We start from the raw sequence: 21,349 nt of genomic DNA on the forward strand, positions 1-21,349 counted from the left end.
GTGCCGTGTCAGTGAGAGCGCATTATAGGGACTTCCTTTCAGCCCGCAACCGGTATTTATCACAAATTTCATCGTTTGCTGCATTCCACAGCAAAAGGCCGCCTTATACCTTTTTTTGCACAGAATTATCCACAGATGTGGCAAACGCTGAAATTTGACAAGCATCACGCAATCGTTTTCGCTACAATTTCCCCCCTGAAAACCGGACCCCGGTTGCGGGGGGCATTAGCTGAATATTCGTCTCAACGCCCTGACTGAAGCTTTTGATCAGCAATATTCACATAACGCTCTCTGAATACGAACCTAGCCAAGGGATCACATCATCATGCAACAAAATCGTCCTCTCCGTCGTGCTTTGCTCAGTGTGTCTGACAAAGCCGGTATTGTTGAATTCGCTCAAGCGCTGTCTGAACGTGGCGTGGAGCTACTCTCTACGGGCGGCACCGCACGGCTACTGGCCGACGCCGGGTTACCCGTGACGGAAGTGTCGGATTACACCGGATTTCCAGAGATGATGGACGGACGAGTCAAAACGCTGCATCCCAAAGTTCACGGTGGGATTCTCGGCCGCCGAGGCCAAGACGACGCCATCATGGCGCAACATGATATCCAGCCGATAGATATGGTCGTTGTGAACCTTTACCCGTTTGCCCAAACGGTCGCAAAAGAGAACTGCACGTTGGCCGACGCTGTTGAGAACATCGATATCGGCGGACCCACGATGGTGCGTTCAGCCGCCAAGAACCACAACGATGTCGCCATCGTGGTAAAAAGCAGCGACTATGCCTCTATTATCAATGAGCTGGATACGCACGAAGGATCGCTGACGTACGAAACCCGTTTCGATCTCGCGATCAAAGCATTTGAACACACCGCCGCCTACGACAGCATGATCGCCAACTACTTCGGCACCCAGGTTCCTGCTTATCATGGGGATACGTCTCGCCCCGCCGGCCACTTCCCTCGCACGCTGAACCTCAACTTCATCAAAAAGCAGGATATGCGCTACGGGGAGAACAGCCATCAGCAGGCCGCCTTCTATATAGAAGAAGAGATAAAGGAAGCGTCAGTCGCCACCGCGACCCAGTTGCAAGGCAAAGCGCTGTCATACAACAACATCGCTGATACCGACGCAGCGCTGGAGTGTGTTAAAGAATTTGCTGAACCTGCCTGCGTCATCCTCAAACATGCCAACCCTTGCGGTGTGGCTATTGGCGACTCGATTCTCGACGCCTATGAACGCGCCTACCAAACCGACCCGACATCAGCATTCGGCGGCATCATCGCATTCAACCGCGAGTTGGACGAGGCCACAGCACAGGCCATCGTCAGTCGTCAGTTCGTCGAAGTGATTATCGCGCCGTCGGTCAGCGACGCTGCGTTGCAGGTGACCGCCGCCAAACAGAACGTCCGGGTACTCACCTGCGGACAATGGCAACAGCATGTACCCAGCCTTGATTTCAAACGCGTCAACGGCGGTTTACTGGTGCAGGATCGCGACCTTGGCATGGTCGACGCCTTACAATTACGGGTGGTGACGGAGCGTCAGCCTACTGAAGCGGAGCTACGCGATGCGCTGTTCTGCTGGAAAGTGGCGAAGTTCGTCAAGTCTAACGCCATTGTCTATGCCCGCGACAACATGACCATCGGTATCGGCGCAGGACAGATGAGCCGGGTTTATTCCGCCAAGATCGCCGGTATCAAAGCTGAGGATGAAGGACTCGTGGTCGAAGGCTCCGTCATGGCGTCCGATGCCTTCTTCCCCTTCCGGGATGGCATTGATGCCGCCGCGGCCGTAGGCATTACCTGCGTTATTCAGCCAGGCGGTTCCATCCGCGACGACGAAGTGATCGCCGCCGCCAATGAGAACGGCATTGCGATGCTATTTACCGACATGCGTCATTTCCGCCATTAATCCGGAGCAAGACTCACCATGAATATTTTAATTATCGGCAACGGCGGGCGCGAACATGCGCTTGGCTGGAAAGCAGCGCAATCTCCCCTGGCGGATAAGGTTTTCGTCGCGCCCGGCAATGCGGGCACCGCATTGGAACCGTCGCTGGAAAACATCGACATCGCCGCAACAGATATTCCGGCGCTGGTCGACTTTGCGAAGCAAAACGACATTGGTCTGACTATCGTTGGGCCGGAAGCGCCGTTGGTCATCGGTATCGTCGATGCTTTCCGTGCAGCGCAACTTCCCATCTTCGGCCCAACACAGGCCGCGGCGCAGCTCGAAGGTTCTAAAGCGTTCACTAAAGACTTCCTGGCGCGTCATCATATTCCCACGGCGGAATACCAGAACTTCACCGACATTGAACCGGCTATCGCTTATATCCGGGAAAAAGGCGCGCCTATCGTCATTAAGGCCGATGGACTGGCCGCCGGTAAAGGCGTCATCGTCGCCATGACGTTGGAAGAAGCCGAAAATGCCGTGACGGATATGTTGGCCGGTAATGCATTTGGCGATGCCGGTCACCGCGTCGTCGTTGAGGAGTTCCTGGATGGCGAAGAAGCCAGCTTTATCGTCATGGTCGATGGCGAGCACGTGCTGCCGATGGCCACCAGCCAGGATCATAAACGCGTGGGTGACGGCGACTCCGGCCCCAATACCGGTGGTATGGGGGCGTACTCTCCGGCTCCGGTCGTCACCGACGAGATTCACCAGCGCGTGATGGACCAGATTATCTGGCCGACCGTACAAGGCATGGCCGCGGAAGGAAACGTCTACACCGGCTTCCTTTATGCAGGACTGATGATCTCCGCCGACGGTCAACCCAAGGTCATCGAATTCAACTGCCGCTTCGGCGATCCGGAAACGCAGCCGATTATGCTGCGTATGCGCTCCGATCTGGTCGCGCTTTGCCTGGCGGCGTGTGATGGCAAGCTGGATGAACAGCGTTCCGAGTGGGATGAGCGTCCTTCTCTGGGTGTCGTTCTCGCCGCTGGGGGTTATCCGGCTGATTATCGCAAAGGCGACACCATTTCCGGTCTGAGAACGTCGGAAACGGCAGACGGCAAAGTCTTCCATGCCGGCACCGCGCTGAAGGGCAATGACGTGGTGACCAACGGTGGACGAGTTCTTTGCGTGACGGCGCTGGGCGCAAGCGTGAAAGACGCTCAGCGTAATGCCTATGCGCTGGCGAAAGGGATTCGTTGGGAAGGGTCTTTCTGTCGTACCGATATCGGTTATCGCGCTATCGACCGGGAACAGTCGCACTCCTGATGTCTTAGCATGATGAATGAGCCTTCTTGCGGGGGCTCGCTTTAACTCGCGCCGTTCTTAGTCACTCTGTAGTGAATCCACCGTGGGCTCCCAACGACAAAAATCTTCATTGGCGACCAGCAGAAGCTGCGTCCCTTCCGGCGACTCCAGCCAGGCAATGCTTAACGGTACGGAAGATCGCTGCTGGCGCTGTGCGATGCGTTGCGAAGCTCTGCGGTCCAGACTCGGACGAATGCGTTGACCGTCGCAAGTCACTGCCACCCCGTCCTGCCACTGTCCCTGCTTCAATTGAACGTTCCCCGTGCGCATGACGTCGCTCATTTCCAGAAGCCTGCCCGCATCAAACTGATACAGCGCGACATCATCATCGGATAAGGGCTCGCGGCGGTCGGGTAGCTGACGCTGCATATAGCTGACGGCGCCTTTGGCATCAAAACGCAAACGCACGTCCTCTTTGTCAGGCGCGCTCTTGCTTTGTATGATTTCCCGCACGGCGTTCTGCTGGAAGTGGTATCGGGTGATTTGGGTGCTGTGACCATTAAACGGGCTGAAGACCGTCATCAGTGCCGTTTGCTGCTGAGCCGGGTCATCTTTGCGCCACACGCGCACAACGCCACGGTCAGAAAGGTATCCCCCGGCATACAACGCAGAGGGGGGCGAGTGGGAGCTGCAGGAAACCACCAGGGCGGCTACGCTCCCAATCGCGGTACGTTTAAGAAAAAGCAAAAGGGGCGAAATCGCCCCTCTGTTCAAACCTTTTCTTAGCATGCGCTTATTTTACAGCGTCTTTCAGTGCTTTACCGGAAACAAATGCAGGCACGTTGGCAGCTGCGATTTTGATTTCTTTACCCGTCTGCGGGTTGCGGCCAGTGCGCTCATTACGATGATTGACTTTGAAAGTACCAAAACCAACTAATTGTACTGCATCACCTTCTTTCAGAGACTCAGTAATTGCCGCCAGAGTAGCTTCCAATGCAGCTTTAGCCTGGGTCTTGGAAAGGTCAGCCTTGTCAGCAATTACATCAATCAGTTGAGTCTTATTCATAAGTTATCCTTACAGTGTGTTTATCGCTTGCTAAGCATCGAGTGCGACGGAAATGCCATTAAAGCACTCTCCTGCATATACGCACCGACAGCCACTTTTTTTACGCCCCCCAAATGTAGACCAGACGGGGTGCGGTGTGAAGCCCTTAGAGCGGCCATTTAAGACCTTAAATCACGTTTTACCGGTTATTGATATAAATTTATCCCAATATTGCTGCTTCCCGCCTCGCGCAAGTCCGCGCGAAGACCTTTGATCAGCTCGATATCACGCTCTTCACAGGCCGCCAACAGGCGGAAGATCTCCCACTGGAGATCCCATTCTTCTTCAATGGCAGGAATGACTTTGAGTTCCTCATCCGTCATTTCTCTGCCAGCCTGAGTCATCTCCAACATGGCTACCGTCCTGATGGAGGTTTCACTAATCACGATAGCATGCGAGAGCGTTTCGCCGCTCAGGCGAGAGTGAACTAACTCCCCTAAAGCGATACAAGCATCAATCGCTGGGTAGACCCCGTAAAGATCATAGTCTTCAGCGGATGGAACCGCATCCTCCAGCTTTTCCAACTGAAGGTCAAAGTTAACCTTAGCATCTTTGACCACCAGTGTTTCCCAAATCAGATCGAGGATGCGACGGTAGACCTGCGCATCGCCAAATTCCGTCTGGCGGCAGAACTCATGGTAGTTGGGATACATGCGTTCACAGAGGCTCGCCATGAAAGTGACATGCTGCCAGCTTTCCAGTTTCTCCAGACGCAAATGAATGGGATTACGTAACATGTTTTATCTCTAACGTGACGGACCGCAGTGTAGCCAAAAACGACCAGCGGCCCTATTCCTGAATTCCTAAAAAACGCTGGCGCGATTATCTACAGTGTTTGCAGATGTTGCCAGCGCTGAAATGCAATTCGGTTTGACGCCGCCGCGTCGGCCCAGCGAGTGGGCTCCGGCAACCGGTAGCCGCGCGTACAGCGTTTCACCCACAATAACGCCGTTTCCAAACCGACCCGATGCCCGGTTGAGACAAACAGCGGGTTGCAGCGTAATTTACTGCGCCACACCCAACCAATCTGTTCGCCCTTGTCCATCAACGGCTGCTGACTGTCGACGTCGGCATCTAACGCAGCATACTGACCACACAGACGACGTTTGGCCACGCCGATGGTGGGGACGTCGACCATCAGCCCAAAATGGCTGGCGACGCCCAGGCGGCGGGGGTGGGAAATACCATGACCGTCCACAAACAGCAGATCCGGCGGGTGACGCAGTGATTCCCACGCCGCCATCAGCGCGGGAGCCTCGCGAAAAGAGAGCAGTCCCGGAATATAAGGCATCGTCGTAGGGATACGCGCGATCTGATACTCCACCAGTTCAAGCGACGGATACGCCAATATGGCTATCGCCGCCCGAGTCACCGTGCCCTCCTGCTCAAATCCGACATCCGCGCCGGCAATCAACGCCGGCTGTTCGAATGGGAGCGCATCATGACGGACGACCTGAGCCGCCTTGATTAACTGTTCAGCCCGTAGAGACGGAGTGTCAATCATGCCTTTTCCTGATGATAAGGCCGGGACAGGCGATGTACTGCGTCCACAAATGCCCCGGCGTGTTCAGGCGGTACATCCTGATGGATACCGTGCCCCAGGTTGAAAACGTGGCCGTTGCCCGGTCCAAAACTATCCAAAATAGTGCTCACTTCCTGTTCGATGCGAGCTGGCGGCGCATAGAGCATGGACGGGTCCATATTGCCCTGCAGCGCAACTTTGTCGCCCACACGACGACGAGCGTCGGCGATATCCGTTGTCCAATCCAGACCCAGCGCGTCGCAGCCCGTTTCCACCATCGCTTCCAGCCACTGTCCACCGCCTTTGGTGAACAGCGTCACCGGTACTCGGCGGCCCTCATGCTCACGCAGCAAACCGTCGACGATCTTGTGCATGTAATGCAGCGAAAATTCGCGATAGTCACGACCGCTGAGCGCGCCGCCCCAGGTATCGAAAATCATGACCGCCTGAGCGCCCGCCTTGATCTGTGCGTTCAGGTAAAGGATGACGCTGTCCGCCAGCTTATCCAACAACAGATGCAGCGTGCGCGGTTCGGCGAACAGCATCTTTTTGATAACGGTAAACGCTTTGCTGCTACCCCCTTCGACCATATAGGTCGCCAGCGTCCACGGACTGCCGGAGAAACCAATCAGCGGGACTTCGCCCGCCAGATGACGACGGATGGTGCGTACGGCATTCATCACGTAGCCCAGTTCCTGTTCCGGGTCGGGGATCGGCAATGCCGCGACCTCGGCATGGCTTCTTAGCGGATGACGAAAACGTGGACCTTCGCCCGCTTCAAAATAGAGTCCCAATCCCATCGCATCGGGGATCGTCAAAATATCGGAGAACAGAATGGCCGCGTCCAGCGCATAGCGTCGCAGCGGCTGCAGAGTCACTTCACAGGCCAGCTCGGCATTCTTGCACAACGACATGAAATCTCCGGCCTGAGCGCGCGTCGCTTTATATTCCGGCAGATAACGCCCCGCCTGACGCATCATCCAAACGGGCGTGACATCAACAGGCTGACGTAATAGAGCGCGTAAATAGCGATCGTTTTTAAGGTCGGTCATGATCTTTTCCTTTTGGTGCCTGAACGTCAGGCGCGTAGGTCGCTGTGATCTGGGTATTTCAGGCGGCAGTGTAGCGGGTTGATTCCCCTCAGGCTACACGCATGACGCAGACGGATTAGCCGTCGGCTTCACGGCACATCACCACCGTATCTTCTATCAGGCGTCGCGCCACGGTTCCCGGCGGCGGCAGGATCGGCAGCTTGTCGTAACGGAACCAAGCGGCATCGCGAAGCTCGGACGGATCGTGACGCAGTTCGCCGTCGGCATACTCCGCAATATAGGCCATCATCAGAGAATGGGGGAACGGCCAGGGCTGAGAACTCACATATTGAAGATTTTTAACGCGAATATTGCTCTCTTCCATGACTTCTCTGGCCACGGCCTGTTCGAGCGTTTCACCCAACTCGACAAACCCGGCCAACGCGGTGTACATGTTGCCCCGGTGGCGGACATGCTGCGCCAGCAAAATGTCCGTGCCACGGCGAATCGCCACGATGACGCAGGGCGCAATCTGCGGATAGTAACGTTCCCGGCAATGGCCGCACAGACAGGCCAGCTCGGTTTTGCTGTGATGCATTTCATGACCGCAATAGCCGCAGAAACGGTGGGCGCGATAAAAATCAGCCAGCTGAATTCCCCGGCCAGCGAGCTGAAACAGCCCGCTCTCCATGTCCAACAGTTGGCGCAGCGATCCCATCTCTTCAGCCATGGTCTGACGCACCAGCCAGACAGGCTCCCCTTGCCATTCGCCAATCTGGCGTGCGGGGCGGGTTTTGAGTCCCCACTGAATGGAAGAACCGTGCGGCAGTCTCCCCTGAGGCAGCCAAATCTGATTGTTCTCGCCGACAACCCACCAGCCGAGTTCTTCACCTGTTAACGTAACTTCCATCTCTTCTATCGCCCTCTGTCACCGAGTCTATGGCTATGATGTGTAGATATAGACAACATTAATGCATATAAATCAGACGCTCTACGCTTATGCACCATACCATGTCATAGAAACTCGTTCCGCCGTTCTGTCTCCTCGCCGCGCTCAACCCGCCATCGTGTATTTCAATGAAATTACCCACAAGAATGACGTTTTATCGCATATTTCGCGGAAAATAAGCCACTGTCAGCAACAGGCATTTTCTATCGTATTAACGCTTGATGTCCTACAGCAGACGTGCGCGTTGCCTTCACCCAACGCCGTACTCCGCTTTTGACAGCGACGCATTGCCAGCATAGAGTGTAGGCGATTGAGCTCGCCCCATTCACCGGGCGTCATCTTGTCGGAGTGCCTAGCATCGCGGTAACGCGTGCGGGCTGAGACCGTTAATTCGGGATCCGCGGAACCTGATCAGGTTAAAACCTGCGAAGGGAACAAGAGTAATTTTTATCCTTTTCCCCAGATAAAGCCGTCATCACCCGGGGAAAAAGAAACGTCTCCATTACTCCATCCGAACTCCAGACAAGCAATGTTTCCTTTTATCCAAACAGGAATTTGCTATGTCTACAGAAAACAAACCCTCAGGACGCCGCGAACAGCGCGCCTCCGCGCAACGTTTTATCGACGAGGTGCAAGGCACCGCCTTTCCACAATCACAGCGCATTTATCTGACCGGCTCTCGGCCCGACATCCGCGTCCCTCTGCGGGAAATCCAACTCAGTCCCACGCGGCTCGGGGGAAAACGGGAAGCGCCTCGCGACGAACCGAATGAGCCGATACCGGTCTACGACACCGCCGGACCTTATGGCGATCCCGACGCCGTCCCCGATGTTCGCCGCGGATTGGCTCGCCTGAGAACCGCCTGGATTGAAGAACGCGGCGACACCGAACGCTTATCCCAGCTCAGTTCCGGCTTTACCCAACAACGTCTAGCCGATGCCGGCCTGGACCACCTGCGCTTCGAACATCTTCCCCATCCGCGCCGCGCGCAGGCCGGTCAACGGGTGACCCAGCTGCACTACGCCCGCCGGGGGATCATCACGCCGGAAATGGAGTTCATCGCCCTGCGGGAAAATATGGGGCGCGAGCGTGTGTCTAGCCCGACCCTGCGCCAGCAACACCCCGGCCAGAGTTTTGGCGCCCATCTGCCGCAGACCATCACACCTGAGTTTGTTCGTCAGGAAGTGGCCGCCGGACGCGCAATCATTCCCGCCAACATCAACCATCCAGAATCCGAACCAATGATTATCGGCCGCAACTTTTTGGTCAAAGTAAACGCCAATATCGGCAATTCGGCGGTCACTTCCTCCATCGAAGAAGAAGTGGAGAAACTGGTGTGGTCCACCCGCTGGGGAGCTGACACGGTGATGGACCTGTCTACCGGCCGTTATATCCATGAGACGCGCGAGTGGATCTTGCGCAATAGCCCGGTCCCTATCGGGACGGTACCCATTTATCAGGCGCTGGAGAAGGTCAACGGCGTCGCGGAGAACCTGACCTGGGAAATGTTCCGCGACACCCTGCTGGAGCAGGCCGAACAGGGCGTTGATTACTTCACCATCCACGCTGGCGTGTTGCTGCGGTATGTGCCGATGACCGCTCAACGCCTGACCGGCATCGTCTCACGCGGCGGGTCCATCATGGCGAAGTGGTGTCTGTCGCATCACAAAGAGAGCTTCCTATACACGCATTTCCGCGAGATATGTGAAATTTGCAGCGCGTACGATATCGCCCTTTCGCTGGGCGACGGCCTACGGCCCGGCTCGATTCAGGACGCCAACGACGAGGCGCAGTTCGCCGAATTGCATACGCTGGGCGAACTGACCCACATCGCGTGGGAGTACGACGTTCAAGTGATGATTGAAGGTCCCGGCCATGTCCCGATGCAGATGATCCGCCGCAATATGACCGAAGAGCTGGAGCACTGCCACGAAGCGCCTTTTTATACTCTCGGCCCGCTCACCACGGATATCGCGCCGGGCTATGACCACTTCACCTCCGGCATCGGCGCCGCCATGATCGGCTGGTTCGGTTGCGCCATGTTGTGCTACGTCACCCCGAAAGAGCATCTGGGGTTACCGAACAAAGAGGATGTAAAGCAGGGGTTGATCACCTACAAGATCGCCGCACACGCCGCAGATCTGGCGAAAGGTCATCCGGGGGCGCAGATCCGCGACAACGCGATGTCGAAAGCCCGCTTTGAATTCCGCTGGGAAGACCAGTTCAACCTGGCTTTGGATCCGGAGACGGCGCGGGCCTACCACGACGAGACGCTGCCGCAGGAATCCGGCAAAGTGGCTCACTTCTGCTCCATGTGCGGCCCGAAGTTTTGCTCCATGAAAATTTCTCAGGAGGTCCGGGACTACGCCGCGCAACAACAGGCGGATGCCCAACCGATTGAAATCGGCATGGCGCAGATGTCGGCCGAATTCCGCGCTCACGGCAGCGAACTGTACGTTCCGCAGGAGGATGCCTGATGAATGCCCCCCTGCTGACGTTCCCCGCCGTGGAATCACGGATGGGACTCTACCCAGTGGTCGACCGCGTTGAGTGGATCGAACGACTGCTCCGTATGGGCGTGAAGACCCTGCAACTGCGGATCAAAGACCAGACTGAATCCCAGATGGAGCCTGCGGTGATCAAGGCGATCACCCTCGCCCGTCGCTATCAGGCACGTCTGTTCATCAACGACAACTGGCGGCTGGCCATCAAGCATCAGGCCTATGGCGTCCATCTTGGTCAGGAGGATCTGGATACCGCCGATCTGAGTGCAATCCGCCGCGCCGGACTGCGGCTCGGTGTCTCAACCCATGATGATAACGAGCTGGCGCGCGCCGTCGCTATCGCCCCGTCCTACATCGCGCTGGGCCATATTTTCCCGACCCAAACCAAAGAGATGGCGTCATCGCCGCAGGGACTGGCCGAACTGGCGCGTCATATCAGTGAACTGGCGGGACGTTTTCCCTCGGTCGCTATCGGCGGCATCAGCATCGAACGGGTCCCTTCAGTACTGGCGACAGGCGTCGGCAGCATCGCCGTCGTGAGCGCCATCACTCAGGCGGCGGACTGGCGACAGGCAACGGCAACCTTGCTGCATCTGATCGAAAAACGGGAGGCGTAACATGCTGAACGACCGAGCATTTATGCGTTATAGCCGCCAGCTGTTACTGGAAGATATCGGCCCCGAGGGTCAGCAGAGGCTGGCTGACGCCACCGTGTTGCTGGTCGGTCTCGGTGGTCTGGGCGCGCCTGTGCGCTCTATCTGGCGGCCGCAGGCGTCGGCAGGCTGCTGCTGGCGGATCATGACTCGCTGCATATCTCCAATCTGCAACGCCAAGTGATCTACCGCACTGAAGATATCGCGCAACCTAAAGCGATGCTGGCTCAGCGCCAGCTGTTGGCGCTGAACCCGGACATCACGATCGAGGCAATACAGACACGACTGGAAGGTAAGGCGTTGGCTAAAGCGGTCAACCGCGTCGATTTGGTGTTGGACTGTAGCGACAACATGGCGACGCGCCATGCTGTCAACGCCGCCTGCGTTCGAGCCGAAAAACCGTTAGTCAGCGCCAGCGCCGTCGGCTTCGGCGGCCAGCTGCTGGTGCTGACGCCCCCCTATCTTTCCGGCTGCTACGCCTGCCTTTATCCGGATGCGACCGAGCCTGTTCGCAACTGCCGCACCGCCGGCGTATTGGGGCCGGTTGTCGGAGTCATGGGGACGTTGCAGGCCCTGGAGGCCATCAAACTGCTATGCGGACTGTCGTCCACGCTGGACGGCAAGCTGAGGCTGTTCGACGCCCGCCAGCAGCACTGGAATACCTTACAACTCTCCCCCGCTTCGGGCTGCCCAGTCTGCGGGAGCGCCGTATGAAAATTCATATCAATGAGGAAGCCGTCATGCTGGCGAAACCGATCAGCGTGGAGCAGCTGTTGCAACAGTTGGATCGTCTGCAGCCGGGCACCGCGCTGGCGATCAATCAGATCGTTATCCCTCGCCCCGACTGGAGCGCCTGTCAGGTGCAGGACGGGGACGACATTTTGCTTTTTCAGGCGATAGCAGGAGGATAAATGCTCACCATCGCAGGAACCACATTCACATCCCGGTTGCTGGCTGGCACCGGTAAGTTCGCCAGCGCAGAGATCATGATCGCGGCGTTACAGGCGGCGGGCTCCCAATTGGTCACACTGGCGATGAAACGCGTTAGCCTTTCCGGCGACAGCGACGCGCTTCTCGCTCCCCTACAACGGCTGGGCGTTCACCTGCTACCGAATACCTCTGGGGCCAAGACGGCGGAGGAAGCGATCTTCGCCGCGCATCTCGCGCGTGAAGCGCTGGGGACACATTGGATTAAGCTCGAAATTCATCCCGACATGAAATACCTGCTGCCCGATCCGGTGGAAACGCTGAAAGCGGCGGCACAGCTGGTGAACGAAGGGTTTATCGTGCTGCCTTACTGCGGCGCTGATCCGGTGCTGTGCAAACGACTGGAGCCGTCGGCTGCGCTGCCGTCATGCCGCTCGGAGCGCCGATTGGTTCTAATCAGGGACTGCAAACGCGCGACTTCCTCAGGATCATCATCGAACAAGCACAGGTACCGGTCGTCATCGACGCGGGGATCGGCGCGCCCAGTCAGGCCGCCGAGGCCATCGAGATGGGCGCGGATGCCGTACTGGTCAATACGGCGATGGCCGTCGCCCGCGACCCGGTCAGCATGGCCCGCGCCTTTCGGCTGGCCGTTGAGGCTGGCGTGCTGGCGGCGGAGTCCGGCTTGGGTGCGAGTCAATCCCACGCCAGCGCCACCAGCCCCCTGACCGGTTTTCTGCAACAGCCTCAAACGGGAGCAGGCTCATGAGCGAAGGATTTTATCGCCGCTGGGAGACGCTCGACTGGGACGACCTCCGTTGTCGCATCAACGGTAAAACGTCTGCCGACGTCATCCGAGCATTGAACGCCGATCGGCCCGATCGCGACGATTTTATGGCGTTGATTTCGCCCGCGGCGGCAGGCTACCTCGAACCGCTGGCACAACGCGCGCAGCGTCTTACTCGCCAGCGCTTCGGCAATACGGTGAGATTCTACGTTCCGCTGTATTTGTCCAATCTGTGCGCCAACGACTGCACCTATTGCGGGTTTTCGATGAGCAATCGGATTAAGCGCAAGATCCTGAATGACGATGAAATACAGCGGGAGTGCCGTGCGATCCGCCAGCTAGGGTTCGACCAGCTGCTACTGGTCGCCGGCGAGCATCAGGGCAAAGTAGGGATGGACTACTTTCGACGCGTGCTGCCGTTGGTCAGGCCCCACTTCAGCTCGCTGATGATGGAGGTGCAGCCGCTGTCGACGGAAGAGTATGCCGAACTAAAGACGCTGGGTCTGGACGGCGTGATGGTCTATCAGGAAACCTATCACGCGCCGACCTACGCGCGGCATCATCTGCGGGGACGCAAACAGGATTTCGCCTGGCGGCTAGCCACGCCCGATCGTCTCGGCATGGCCGGGATCGACAAGATCGGTCTCGGCGCGTTGATCGGCCTGTCAGACAGCTGGCGCGTGGACTGCTATATGGTGGCGGAGCACCTACTCGATCTGCAACCGCGTTACTGGCAGAGCCGCTTCTCGCTCTCGTTTCCACGCCTGCGACCGTGTGCCGGCGGTATTGAACCGGCTTCGCTGATGGACGAAGCGCAGCTGATGCAGACAATTTGCGCATTCCGGCTGCTGGCGCCGGACGTGGAGCTATCGCTGTCCACTCGTGAATCGCCCTTCTTTCGCGATCATATGGTGCCCATCGCCATCAACAGCGTCAGTGCCTTCTCCAAAACGCAGCCGGGCGGCTACGCCGACAACCATCCGGAACTGGAGCAGTTCGCTCCCCATGATGCCCGACGGCCGGAGGCGGTGGCGGACGCGATAACCCGTGTCGGCCTACAGCCCGTATGGAAAGATTGGGACGGCTATCTGGGAAGGTCGCGCACTCCGTCGCATCACGAGTGAATACGCCGCGATGTCTATAACGCCGGACATCGCGGTTCTTCCTCCTCGGGCCTGAGGGGATCAGGCTCTGCATGCGAGCGTCATCTCCCGCTCGATTTCTTCCCCAATCATCTTCAATGCCCTTTCCGTTTTCTCTGTGCAGGGCAACGCATAGTTCAGACGCAGACAGTTGCGATATTTCCCCGATGCAGAGAATAGCGAACCTACGGCGACCTGCGTATCGCGTTCAGCCAGACGACGATTCAAACGGATGCCGTCGAAGGCTTCCGGCAGTTCTATCCACATCAAAAAGCCGCCCTGCGGCCGGCTGACGCAGATCCCCTCGGGAAAATAGTGGCGGACAAAGCTGGTGAAGCGACACTGATTGCGCTGGTACTGCGCCCGCATGCGCCTCAGGTGCGGCAGGTAGTGACCCTGACGAATAAACTCGGCGACCGCTGATTGTGTCTGGATGACGCCGCCGCCGCTGTTCACGTATTTCATATGCAGTACGCGATCGAGATACCGTCCCGGCGCGACCCAGCCCACCCTCAGGCCCGGCGCCATAACCTTCGAAAAGGAGCTACACAACAACACCCGCCCATCGTCATCCAACGACTTCAAGGTCATCGGCCGCGGGTACTCGTAAGCCAGTTCCCCGTAGACGTCATCTTCAATCACGGCGATATCAAAACGCTGCGCCAACGTCATCAATCCCCGTTTACGCGCCTCCGGCATGATAAAACCTAGCGGATTGTTGCAGTTCGGCACCACGAACACTGCCTTGATCGGCCACTGATCCAGCGCTAATTCCAGCGCTTCCAGACTGAGGCCGTTGACCGAATCCGTCGGAATTTCAATAACTTTTACCCCGTAGCTCCTCAGCGTCTGCATCATCCCGTAAAACGCCGGGGATTCAACAGCGATGATGTCTCCCGGCTGACAGACCGCCCGCAGGCACAGAAACAGCGCTTCCTGACACCCCGTCGTGGTGACAATGTCGTCGGTGCTCAGCGTGCATCCGCTGTCGACCGCCAGCCGCGCAATTTGCTCGCGCAACGCCGTCACGCCGAGCAAACCGCCGTATTGCAATAGCGAGATATCCTGCTTCATGCCCTGTCGGCTGATGATTTTCCATAACGGTTTGAGGGTGGTCGACGTGACGTCCGGCATGCCGCTGCCCAGCTGCATGACATCGCTTTCCTTCCGTACGTCCAACAACCCTCGCACCGCATCCCAATGGGTAATTTCAACCGGCCGCTGTGCCGGGCGCGTAATGGCGGGAATGGGCGGCGCGGCATAACGCGCAGAGACAAAGTAGCCCGAGCGAGGCTGCGGGGAGATCAGCATCTGCTCTTCCAGCAGATGGTAAGCCTGTTGAACCGTACTGATACTGACGCCATGCTCCTGCGAGAGGATTCTGACCGACGGCAGACGTTCCCCAGGCTGATAAAGCCCTTGTTGAATGCGCTGCGCCAACAAGGTGGCAAGATGCTGATAGCGAGTCATGAAAGTATCCTACCTTGAAGCGTTATCATTCGATAACCAGTACAGATTGACACAAAAAGTCCCATTCAGGGCCATACAATCCTCTTCTGTATGGTCAATAAACTGTATTTGTGAATCTGTATTGTTTTCCGCCGCTCTTTCATGATGGTGCCACACCATCGGGGGAGGGAATGAAGATGACACAACACCATCCACTTTCGCAGACATCCACGCTGCGCACGCTAGTCAGCAGAATCTACAAGCATTGGCAGGCACGGCGTTTGCGCATCTCGACGCGCACGTTGCTGCGGACGATGAGCGATGAACGCCTCAAAGATATTGGTCTGTCGCGTGCAGACATCGATCAGTGCTACCGGGCCGATGCCTTCGGCAATGAGGGTTGGCTTCAGGCGCGGAATGATGCTCACAAGAAAAATGAAAGGTGAGTCATGTCGCCGATATGTTTGCGCGAGGGTTCCCACGTCAGTACAACGGCGATCGCGGAAGCCATCGGGCGACGCTAGAGTGCGAATGCCGGCACATCCGTCGGCCGCAGGCTGACTGTGAATCCTCAAGCCTGCGCCGCTTATGTCGCCGTCGGTCTGTCCTGACCGACGGCGACCCTTCCTGCGCGGAGCGCTATTTGTCTTCGTTGTATCCCGGCGTTTCCCACAGCGAAGGCCACTCACCCGGCCAACCGCCATTGCATCCCGTCTGGCTGTGGTAAGTCACGAGCCGGAACTGCTGACCATCGTAACGCCACTGGGCGCTTTCACCGCAGTCGGCAAAACCACGTCCCTTCGCCAAATGGAACAGGTCGCCAGTCTGAGGATCATAGTCAGCGTTGGTAAACCAATCCACCTGCTGCGGGCGGCCATTTTCATCCGGCAGCGGCAACGGCAGTACCAATTGATGCGCCGCCGACGGATTATCGCGCGGCGTGATAAATACCAGGCTCGAGGACTGATAGGCCCCCATACCGCAGTTAATCATGACCAGCGCATTGCGTTGGTCCAGCGGCTGAACCTGATTGATCTCTTTGTCCTGCTCGTTGACATCGCAGGTCTCTCTTACCAACAGCGCATGCTGCGCCTTGATGACGGCCTCGACCAACGCTTGCGGATGACTGACCGCAGGCGCGTTTGTCAGTGCTGGCGGCAGTTCGGGTTGACTCAACCTCGCCGGGACGTCGGAAGCCGGTTTACTTCCCCGCTGCAGCAGTGCGCCCTGAGTACCGATCCGTCCCTGCCGTTCATCCACCAGCAGGAGCGCGGCGTTCAATCCCCGCAGGGAGCTTCCCTGCTGCGGATCGTCACCGACGGAAAGGGTCAGCGCATCTTTGGCCTGCTGTAGAAAATGTTGTATCGCGGGCAGATTTTCCGTGGCGACAATGGCGTCGTCATCGTTGATCGCTGGCGTTAAGCTCAACCCTTCCGCGGCGTCTTCGTCCAACCACAAGGTGGGATGGGCTTCCTGAGAAAAGGGGACAATCGTCAATGACGCCACGCCGGTAGCGCCGGACTGCCGCGTCAGCGTAATACGCAGGTTTTCATCAATATTACGCACATCGCAGTCGTTCAGGTTGTTGCACGTCACCTGCCAGTTAGAGAAGATTTTTTGCACCGGCGGCGCAAACGGCACTCCGGCAAAAGCCGGTACGGCGGACAACACCGCCAGACTGGCTGCAACCACGCTTGCTTTCAGCATAATGTTTCTCTCATCGCTCTGTTTTCTGTCTCTTATCACTCACTTTTTATGCATAAAAAACCGCTCCGGGGAGCGGTTTTTTATCATGCAGCGTCGACGTTACTTGTCGTCACTGTTGCCGAAACCGGCGTTCAGCAGCTCAGCCAGGTTAGCCGAAGCTTCATCCGCGCTGACCTGCGGAACAGCAACGGGTTCGCCAGCCTGACGGCGACGCATACGATCCTGATGGTATGCATAACCGGTACCGGCCGGGATCAGACGACCCACGATCACGTTCTCTTTCAGACCGCGCAGTTCATCACGCTTACCAGCCACTGCGGCTTCGGTAAGTACGCGCGTCGTTTCCTGGAACGAGGCCGCAGAGATGAAGGACTCGGTCGCCAGAGACGCCTTGGTGATACCCAGCAAGTCGCGGCTGTAGGTTGCCGGAATCTTGCCGTCGGCTTCCAACTGACGGTTGGCGATCTTGACGCGAGACACTTCAGCCTGTTCGCCTTCCAGGAACTCAGTGCTACCCGCGCTGGCGATGGTGCCTTTACGCAACATCTGACGAACGATAACTTCGATGTGCTTATCGTTAATCTTAACGCCCTGCAGGCGGTAAACTTCCTGCACTTCGTTGGTGATGTAACGGGTCACCGCATGCACGCCACGCAGACGCAGGATGTCGTGCGGAGACTCAGGACCATCGGAGATCACGTCACCACGTTCAACGCGTTCACCTTCGAACACGTTGAGCTGACGCCATTTCGGAATCATCTCTTCGTACGGATCGCTACCGTCAACCGGGGTGATCACCAGACGGCGCTTCCCTTTGGTTTCTTTACCGAAGGAAATGATACCGCTGATTTCAGCCAGAATTGCCGGCTCTTTCGGACGACGGGCTTCGAACAGGTCAGCAACGCGCGGCAGACCACCGGTGATATCCTTGGTACCGCCGGATTCCTGCGGAATACGGGCCAGGGTGTCACCAGAGCCGATTTTCACGCCGTCTTCCAGCTGGACAATCGCTTTACCCGGCAGGAAGTACTGAGCCGGCATATCGGTACCCGGAATCAGAACGTCTTCGCCGTTGTCGTCCACGATTTTCAGCGCCGGACGCAGTTCTTTACCACCACCGGTACGTTCTGCACTATCCAGAACCACGATGGAGGACAAACCGGTCAGCTCATCGGTCTGACGCGTAATGGTCTGGCCGTCAATCATGTCGGTGAAGCGAATGTTACCGCTCACTTCCGTGATAACCGGCATGGTGTGCGGATCCCAGTTTGCTACGGTTTCGCCACCAGCTACGGCTTCGCCGTCGCCTTTCGCCATCACAGCACCGTAAGGCACTTTATAGCTTTCTTTCGTACGACCAAATTCGTCGATCAGCGTCAGTTCGGTGTTACGAGAAGTAATCACCAGCTTGTCTGCGCTGTTCTTAACGTACTTGGCGTTGCTCAGTTTCAGCGTACCCTTGTTTTTCACCTGGATACTAGATTCTGCTGCCGCACGAGATGCCGCACCACCGATGTGGAAGGTACGCATGGTCAGCTGGGTACCCGGTTCACCGATGGACTGTGCCGCGATAACCCCGATGGCTTCACCCTTGTTGATGATGTGACCACGAGCCAGGTCGCGACCGTAACATTTGGCGCACACGCCAAAGTCGGTTTCACAGCTTACGACAGAGCGTACTTTCAGCGAATCGACGGAGTTTTCTTCCAGCAGGTCACACCACTGTTCGTTCAACAGCGTGTTACGCGGAACCAGAATGTCAGCCGTACCCGGTTTGATCACGTCTTCGGCCGTTACACGACCCAGAACACGTTCACGCAGCGGTTCTTTAACGTCGCCACCTTCGATGACCGGAGTCATCATGATGCCTTCGTGCGTTCCGCAATCGTCTTCCGTTACCACCAGATCCTGCGCCACGTCGACCAAACGACGGGTCAGATAACCGGAGTTAGCGGTTTTCAGTGCGGTATCCGCCAGACCTTTACGAGCACCGTGGGTTGAGATGAAGTACTGGAGTACGTTCAGACCTTCACGGAAGTTCGCGGTGATCGGCGTTTCGATGATGGAGCCATCCGGCTTCGCCATCAGACCACGCATACCTGCCAACTGACGAATCTGTGCAGCAGAACCACGCGCACCGGAGTCGGCCATCATAAAGATGCTGTTGAAAGAAACCTGCTGCTCAACAACGCCATCACGGTTAACCACGTCTTCAACAGACAGGTTTTCCATCATCGCCTTGGCAACACGTTCGTTCGCCGCAGCCCAGATATCGATAACTTTGTTGTAGCGTTCGCCCGCGGTAACCAGACCAGACTGGAACTGCTCCTGAATCTCGGCAACTTCGGTTTCCGCTTCTTCGATGATTTCGGCTTTCTTCGCCGGGATAACCATGTCGTCGATACCTACGGACGCACCAGAGCGCGCAGCGTAAGCAAAACCGGTGTACATGATCTGGTCAGCAAAGATAACGGTCGGCTTCAGGCCCAGAATGCGGTAACAGGTGTTCAGCATTTTGGAGATCGCTTTCTTGCCCAGAGGCTGGTTAACGATCGAGTACGGCAGACCTTTCGGCACGATCATCCACAAAATCGCACGACCAATGGTCGTATCGATGATGCTGGTCTGATGCGTGGTTTCGCCTTCAATGTTCTTGATCTCTTGCGTAATACGCACTTTGACGCGCGCATGCAGAGAAGCCAGACCAGCACGATAGACGCGTTCAGCTTCTTTCGGTCCAGTCAGAACCATGCCTTCGCCTTTGGCGTTAACACAGTCACGGGTCATGTAGTACAGACCCAATACAACGTCCTGAGACGGAACGATGATAGGCTCGCCGTTCGCTGGTGACAGGATGTTGTTGGTCGACATCATCAACGCACGCGCTTCCAGCTGGGCTTCCAGCGTCAACGGTACGTGAACAGCCATCTGGTCACCATCGAAGTCGGCGTTATACGCAGCACACACCAGCGGGTGCAGCTGAATCGCTTTACCTTCGATCAGAACCGGTTCAAATGCCTGAATACCCAGACGGTGCAGGGTAGGCGCACGGTTCAGCAGTACCGGGTGTTCGCGGATGACTTCATCCAGGATGTCCCATACGACCGCTTCTTCGCGTTCAACCATTTTCTTGGCTGCTTTGATCGTCGTAGCCAGGCCACGCAGTTCCAGCTTGCCGTAGATGAACGGTTTGAACAGTTCCAGCGCCATTTTCTTCGGCAGACCGCACTGATGCAGACGCAGGTACGGACCTACGGTGATAACGGAACGACCGGAGTAGTCGACACGTTTACCCAGCAGGTTCTGACGGAAACGACCCTGCTTACCTTTGATCATATCGGCCAAAGATTTCAGCGGACGCTTGTTGGAACCGGTGATGGCACGACCGCGACGGCCGTTATCCAGCAGCGCATCCACCGCTTCCTGCAGCATACGTTTTTCGTTGCGCACGATGATGTCCGGCGCAGCCAGATCCAGCAGACGTTTCAGACGGTTGTTACGGTTGATCACGCGACGATACAGATCGTTCAGATCCGACGTAGCGAAACGACCGCCGTCCAGCGGTACCAGCGGACGCAGGTCCGGCGGCAATACAGGCAGCACGGTCAGGATCATCCATTCCGGCTTGTTGCCGGACTGTACGAACGCTTCCAGCAGCTTGATACGCTTGGTCAGCTTTTTACGTTTGGTTTCAGAGTTGGTTTCGTTCAGCTCTTCACGCAGCTGTTCGCACTCCTGCTCCAGATCCATGTTTTTCAACAGGGCCTGAATCGCTTCGGCGCCCATCTTGGCGTCGAATTCGTCACCAAACTCTTCAAGCGCATCCAGATACTGCTCTTCCGTCAGGATCTGGCGCTTTTCAAGGTTGGTCATGCCGCCTTCGATAACCACATAGGATTCGAAGTACAGGACGCGTTCGATATCACGCAGCGGCATATCCAGCAGCAAACCGATGCGGGATGGCAGCGATTTCAGGAACCAGATGTGCGCAGTCGGAGAAGCCAGCTCGATGTGGCCCATACGCTCACGGCGTACTTTGGTCTGGGTCACTTCAACGCCACACTTCTCACAGATAACACCACGGTGCTTCAGGCGTTTGTACTTACCGCACAGGCACTCGTAATCTTTTACCGGCCCGAAGATACGGGCGCAGAACAGACCGTCACGTTCTGGTTTGAACGTACGGTAGTTAATGGTTTCCGGCTTTTTAACTTCACCAAAAGACCACGAACGGATCATGTCTGGCGATGCCAGAGCAATTTTGATCGCATCAAACTCTTCGGTCTTAGTTTGCGCTTTCAGAAACTTTAATAAGTCTTTCACGGATTGGCTCCTGTCGGAGTTAGACCTGTAAGGCACCTGAGTCAA

The 21,349-nt window shown here is 56.9% G+C and carries 16 protein-coding genes, 2 pseudogenes and 1 riboswitch; of the genes and pseudogenes, 9 read left to right on the plus strand and 9 right to left on the minus strand.

Annotated features, from left to right (window positions below; all coding sequences use genetic code 11):
• Positions 1 to 325: 325 nt before the first annotated feature.
• Positions 326 to 1,915 (plus strand): bifunctional phosphoribosylaminoimidazolecarboxamide formyltransferase/IMP cyclohydrolase, encoded by a 1,590-nt coding sequence (gene purH / locus AU509_RS16520; RefSeq protein ID WP_094118846.1) that lies wholly within the window; start codon positions 326 to 328, stop codon positions 1,913 to 1,915.
• Between the two features lie 18 nt (positions 1,916 to 1,933).
• Positions 1,934 to 3,226 carry a phosphoribosylamine--glycine ligase gene (gene purD, locus AU509_RS16525; protein ID WP_094118847.1) on the plus strand — a complete coding sequence of 431 codons (1,293 nt, stop codon included), beginning with the start codon at positions 1,934 to 1,936 and terminating at the stop codon, positions 3,224 to 3,226.
• A gap of 57 nt (positions 3,227 to 3,283) precedes the next feature.
• On the opposite strand, the gene AU509_RS16530 is transcribed toward purD, so the two are convergent.
• The 6 genes from AU509_RS16530 to nudC all read right to left on the minus strand — a co-directional run bounded on the left by AU509_RS16530 (position 3,284) and on the right by nudC (position 7,773).
• On the minus strand, positions 3,284 to 3,994 hold the full coding sequence (locus AU509_RS16530; RefSeq protein ID WP_094118848.1) for a DUF1481 domain-containing protein: 711 nt from the start codon (positions 3,992 to 3,994) through the stop codon (positions 3,284 to 3,286).
• Positions 3,995 to 3,998: 4 nt separating this feature from the next.
• The gene (gene hupA, locus AU509_RS16535) at positions 3,999 to 4,271 is read right to left on the minus strand and encodes a nucleoid-associated protein HU-alpha (protein WP_012882985.1); all 273 of its coding nucleotides are present in this window, start codon (positions 4,269 to 4,271) and stop codon (positions 3,999 to 4,001) included.
• 185 nt (positions 4,272 to 4,456) lie between these two features.
• Positions 4,457 to 5,047: a YjaG family protein gene (locus AU509_RS16540; protein WP_085653068.1), complete on the minus strand. Its 591-nt coding sequence runs from the start codon at positions 5,045 to 5,047 to the stop codon at positions 4,457 to 4,459.
• An 89-nt stretch (positions 5,048 to 5,136) separates the two neighbouring features.
• Complete coding sequence (nfi, locus tag AU509_RS16545; RefSeq protein ID WP_094118849.1) at positions 5,137 to 5,814, minus strand: deoxyribonuclease V; 678 nt, start codon at positions 5,812 to 5,814, stop codon at positions 5,137 to 5,139.
• The gene (hemE, locus tag AU509_RS16550; protein WP_085653066.1) at positions 5,811 to 6,884 is read right to left on the minus strand and encodes a uroporphyrinogen decarboxylase; all 1,074 of its coding nucleotides are present in this window, start codon (positions 6,882 to 6,884) and stop codon (positions 5,811 to 5,813) included. The genes nfi and hemE overlap by 4 nt, the downstream gene beginning before the upstream one ends.
• Before the next feature lie 115 nt (positions 6,885 to 6,999).
• A complete protein-coding gene (nudC, locus tag AU509_RS16555; RefSeq protein ID WP_094118850.1) occupies positions 7,000 to 7,773 on the minus strand; it encodes an NAD(+) diphosphatase in 774 nt (257 codons plus the stop codon).
• A gap of 373 nt (positions 7,774 to 8,146) precedes the next feature.
• Positions 8,147 to 8,263, plus strand: a riboswitch (TPP riboswitch).
• Positions 8,264 to 8,372: 109 nt separating this feature from the next.
• Here nudC and thiC point away from each other — a divergent pair.
• The 6 genes and pseudogenes from thiC to thiH all read left to right on the plus strand — a co-directional run bounded on the left by thiC (position 8,373) and on the right by thiH (position 13,807).
• A complete protein-coding gene (gene thiC, locus AU509_RS16560) occupies positions 8,373 to 10,289 on the plus strand; it encodes a phosphomethylpyrimidine synthase ThiC (protein ID WP_094118851.1) in 1,917 nt (638 codons plus the stop codon).
• The gene (gene thiE / locus AU509_RS16565) at positions 10,289 to 10,933 is read left to right on the plus strand and encodes a thiamine phosphate synthase (RefSeq protein ID WP_094118852.1); all 645 of its coding nucleotides are present in this window, start codon (positions 10,289 to 10,291) and stop codon (positions 10,931 to 10,933) included. The genes thiC and thiE overlap by 1 nt, the downstream gene beginning before the upstream one ends.
• Before the next feature lies 1 nt (position 10,934).
• Positions 10,935 to 11,683 (plus strand): annotated as a pseudogene (locus AU509_RS16570) (HesA/MoeB/ThiF family protein).
• Entirely contained in the window at positions 11,680 to 11,880 is a 201-nt protein-coding gene (thiS, locus tag AU509_RS16575) for a sulfur carrier protein ThiS (protein WP_085653061.1), read from the plus strand. Before AU509_RS16570 ends, thiS begins: the two are co-directional and overlap by 4 nt.
• Positions 11,881 to 12,665, plus strand: a pseudogene (locus AU509_RS16580) (thiazole synthase).
• A complete protein-coding gene (gene thiH / locus AU509_RS16585; RefSeq protein ID WP_094118853.1) occupies positions 12,662 to 13,807 on the plus strand; it encodes a 2-iminoacetate synthase ThiH in 1,146 nt (381 codons plus the stop codon). The pseudogene AU509_RS16580 and the gene thiH overlap by 4 nt, the downstream one beginning before the upstream one ends.
• A 60-nt stretch (positions 13,808 to 13,867) precedes the next feature.
• Here thiH and AU509_RS16590 read toward each other — a convergent pair whose 3' ends face one another.
• Positions 13,868 to 15,295 carry an aminotransferase-like domain-containing protein gene (locus AU509_RS16590; protein WP_094118854.1) on the minus strand — a complete coding sequence of 476 codons (1,428 nt, stop codon included), beginning with the start codon at positions 15,293 to 15,295 and terminating at the stop codon, positions 13,868 to 13,870.
• Positions 15,296 to 15,471: 176 nt separating this feature from the next.
• Here AU509_RS16590 and AU509_RS16595 point away from each other — a divergent pair, with 176 nt between their 5' ends.
• A complete protein-coding gene (locus AU509_RS16595; protein ID WP_118894787.1) occupies positions 15,472 to 15,720 on the plus strand; it encodes a DUF1127 domain-containing protein in 249 nt (82 codons plus the stop codon).
• A gap of 193 nt (positions 15,721 to 15,913) precedes the next feature.
• Here the strand turns inward: AU509_RS16595 and AU509_RS16600 are convergent, their stop codons facing one another.
• The gene (locus AU509_RS16600; RefSeq protein ID WP_094118855.1) at positions 15,914 to 16,981 is read right to left on the minus strand and encodes a DUF1176 domain-containing protein; all 1,068 of its coding nucleotides are present in this window, start codon (positions 16,979 to 16,981) and stop codon (positions 15,914 to 15,916) included.
• A gap of 99 nt (positions 16,982 to 17,080) precedes the next feature.
• Entirely contained in the window at positions 17,081 to 21,304 is a 4,224-nt protein-coding gene (gene rpoC, locus AU509_RS16605; RefSeq protein ID WP_085653055.1) for a DNA-directed RNA polymerase subunit beta', read from the minus strand.
• Positions 21,305 to 21,349 lie beyond the last annotated feature (45 nt).

It is taken from the genome of Lonsdalea britannica (assembly GCF_002111595.1).
GTDB classification, from domain to species: Bacteria; Pseudomonadota; Gammaproteobacteria; order Enterobacterales; family Enterobacteriaceae; genus Lonsdalea; species Lonsdalea britannica.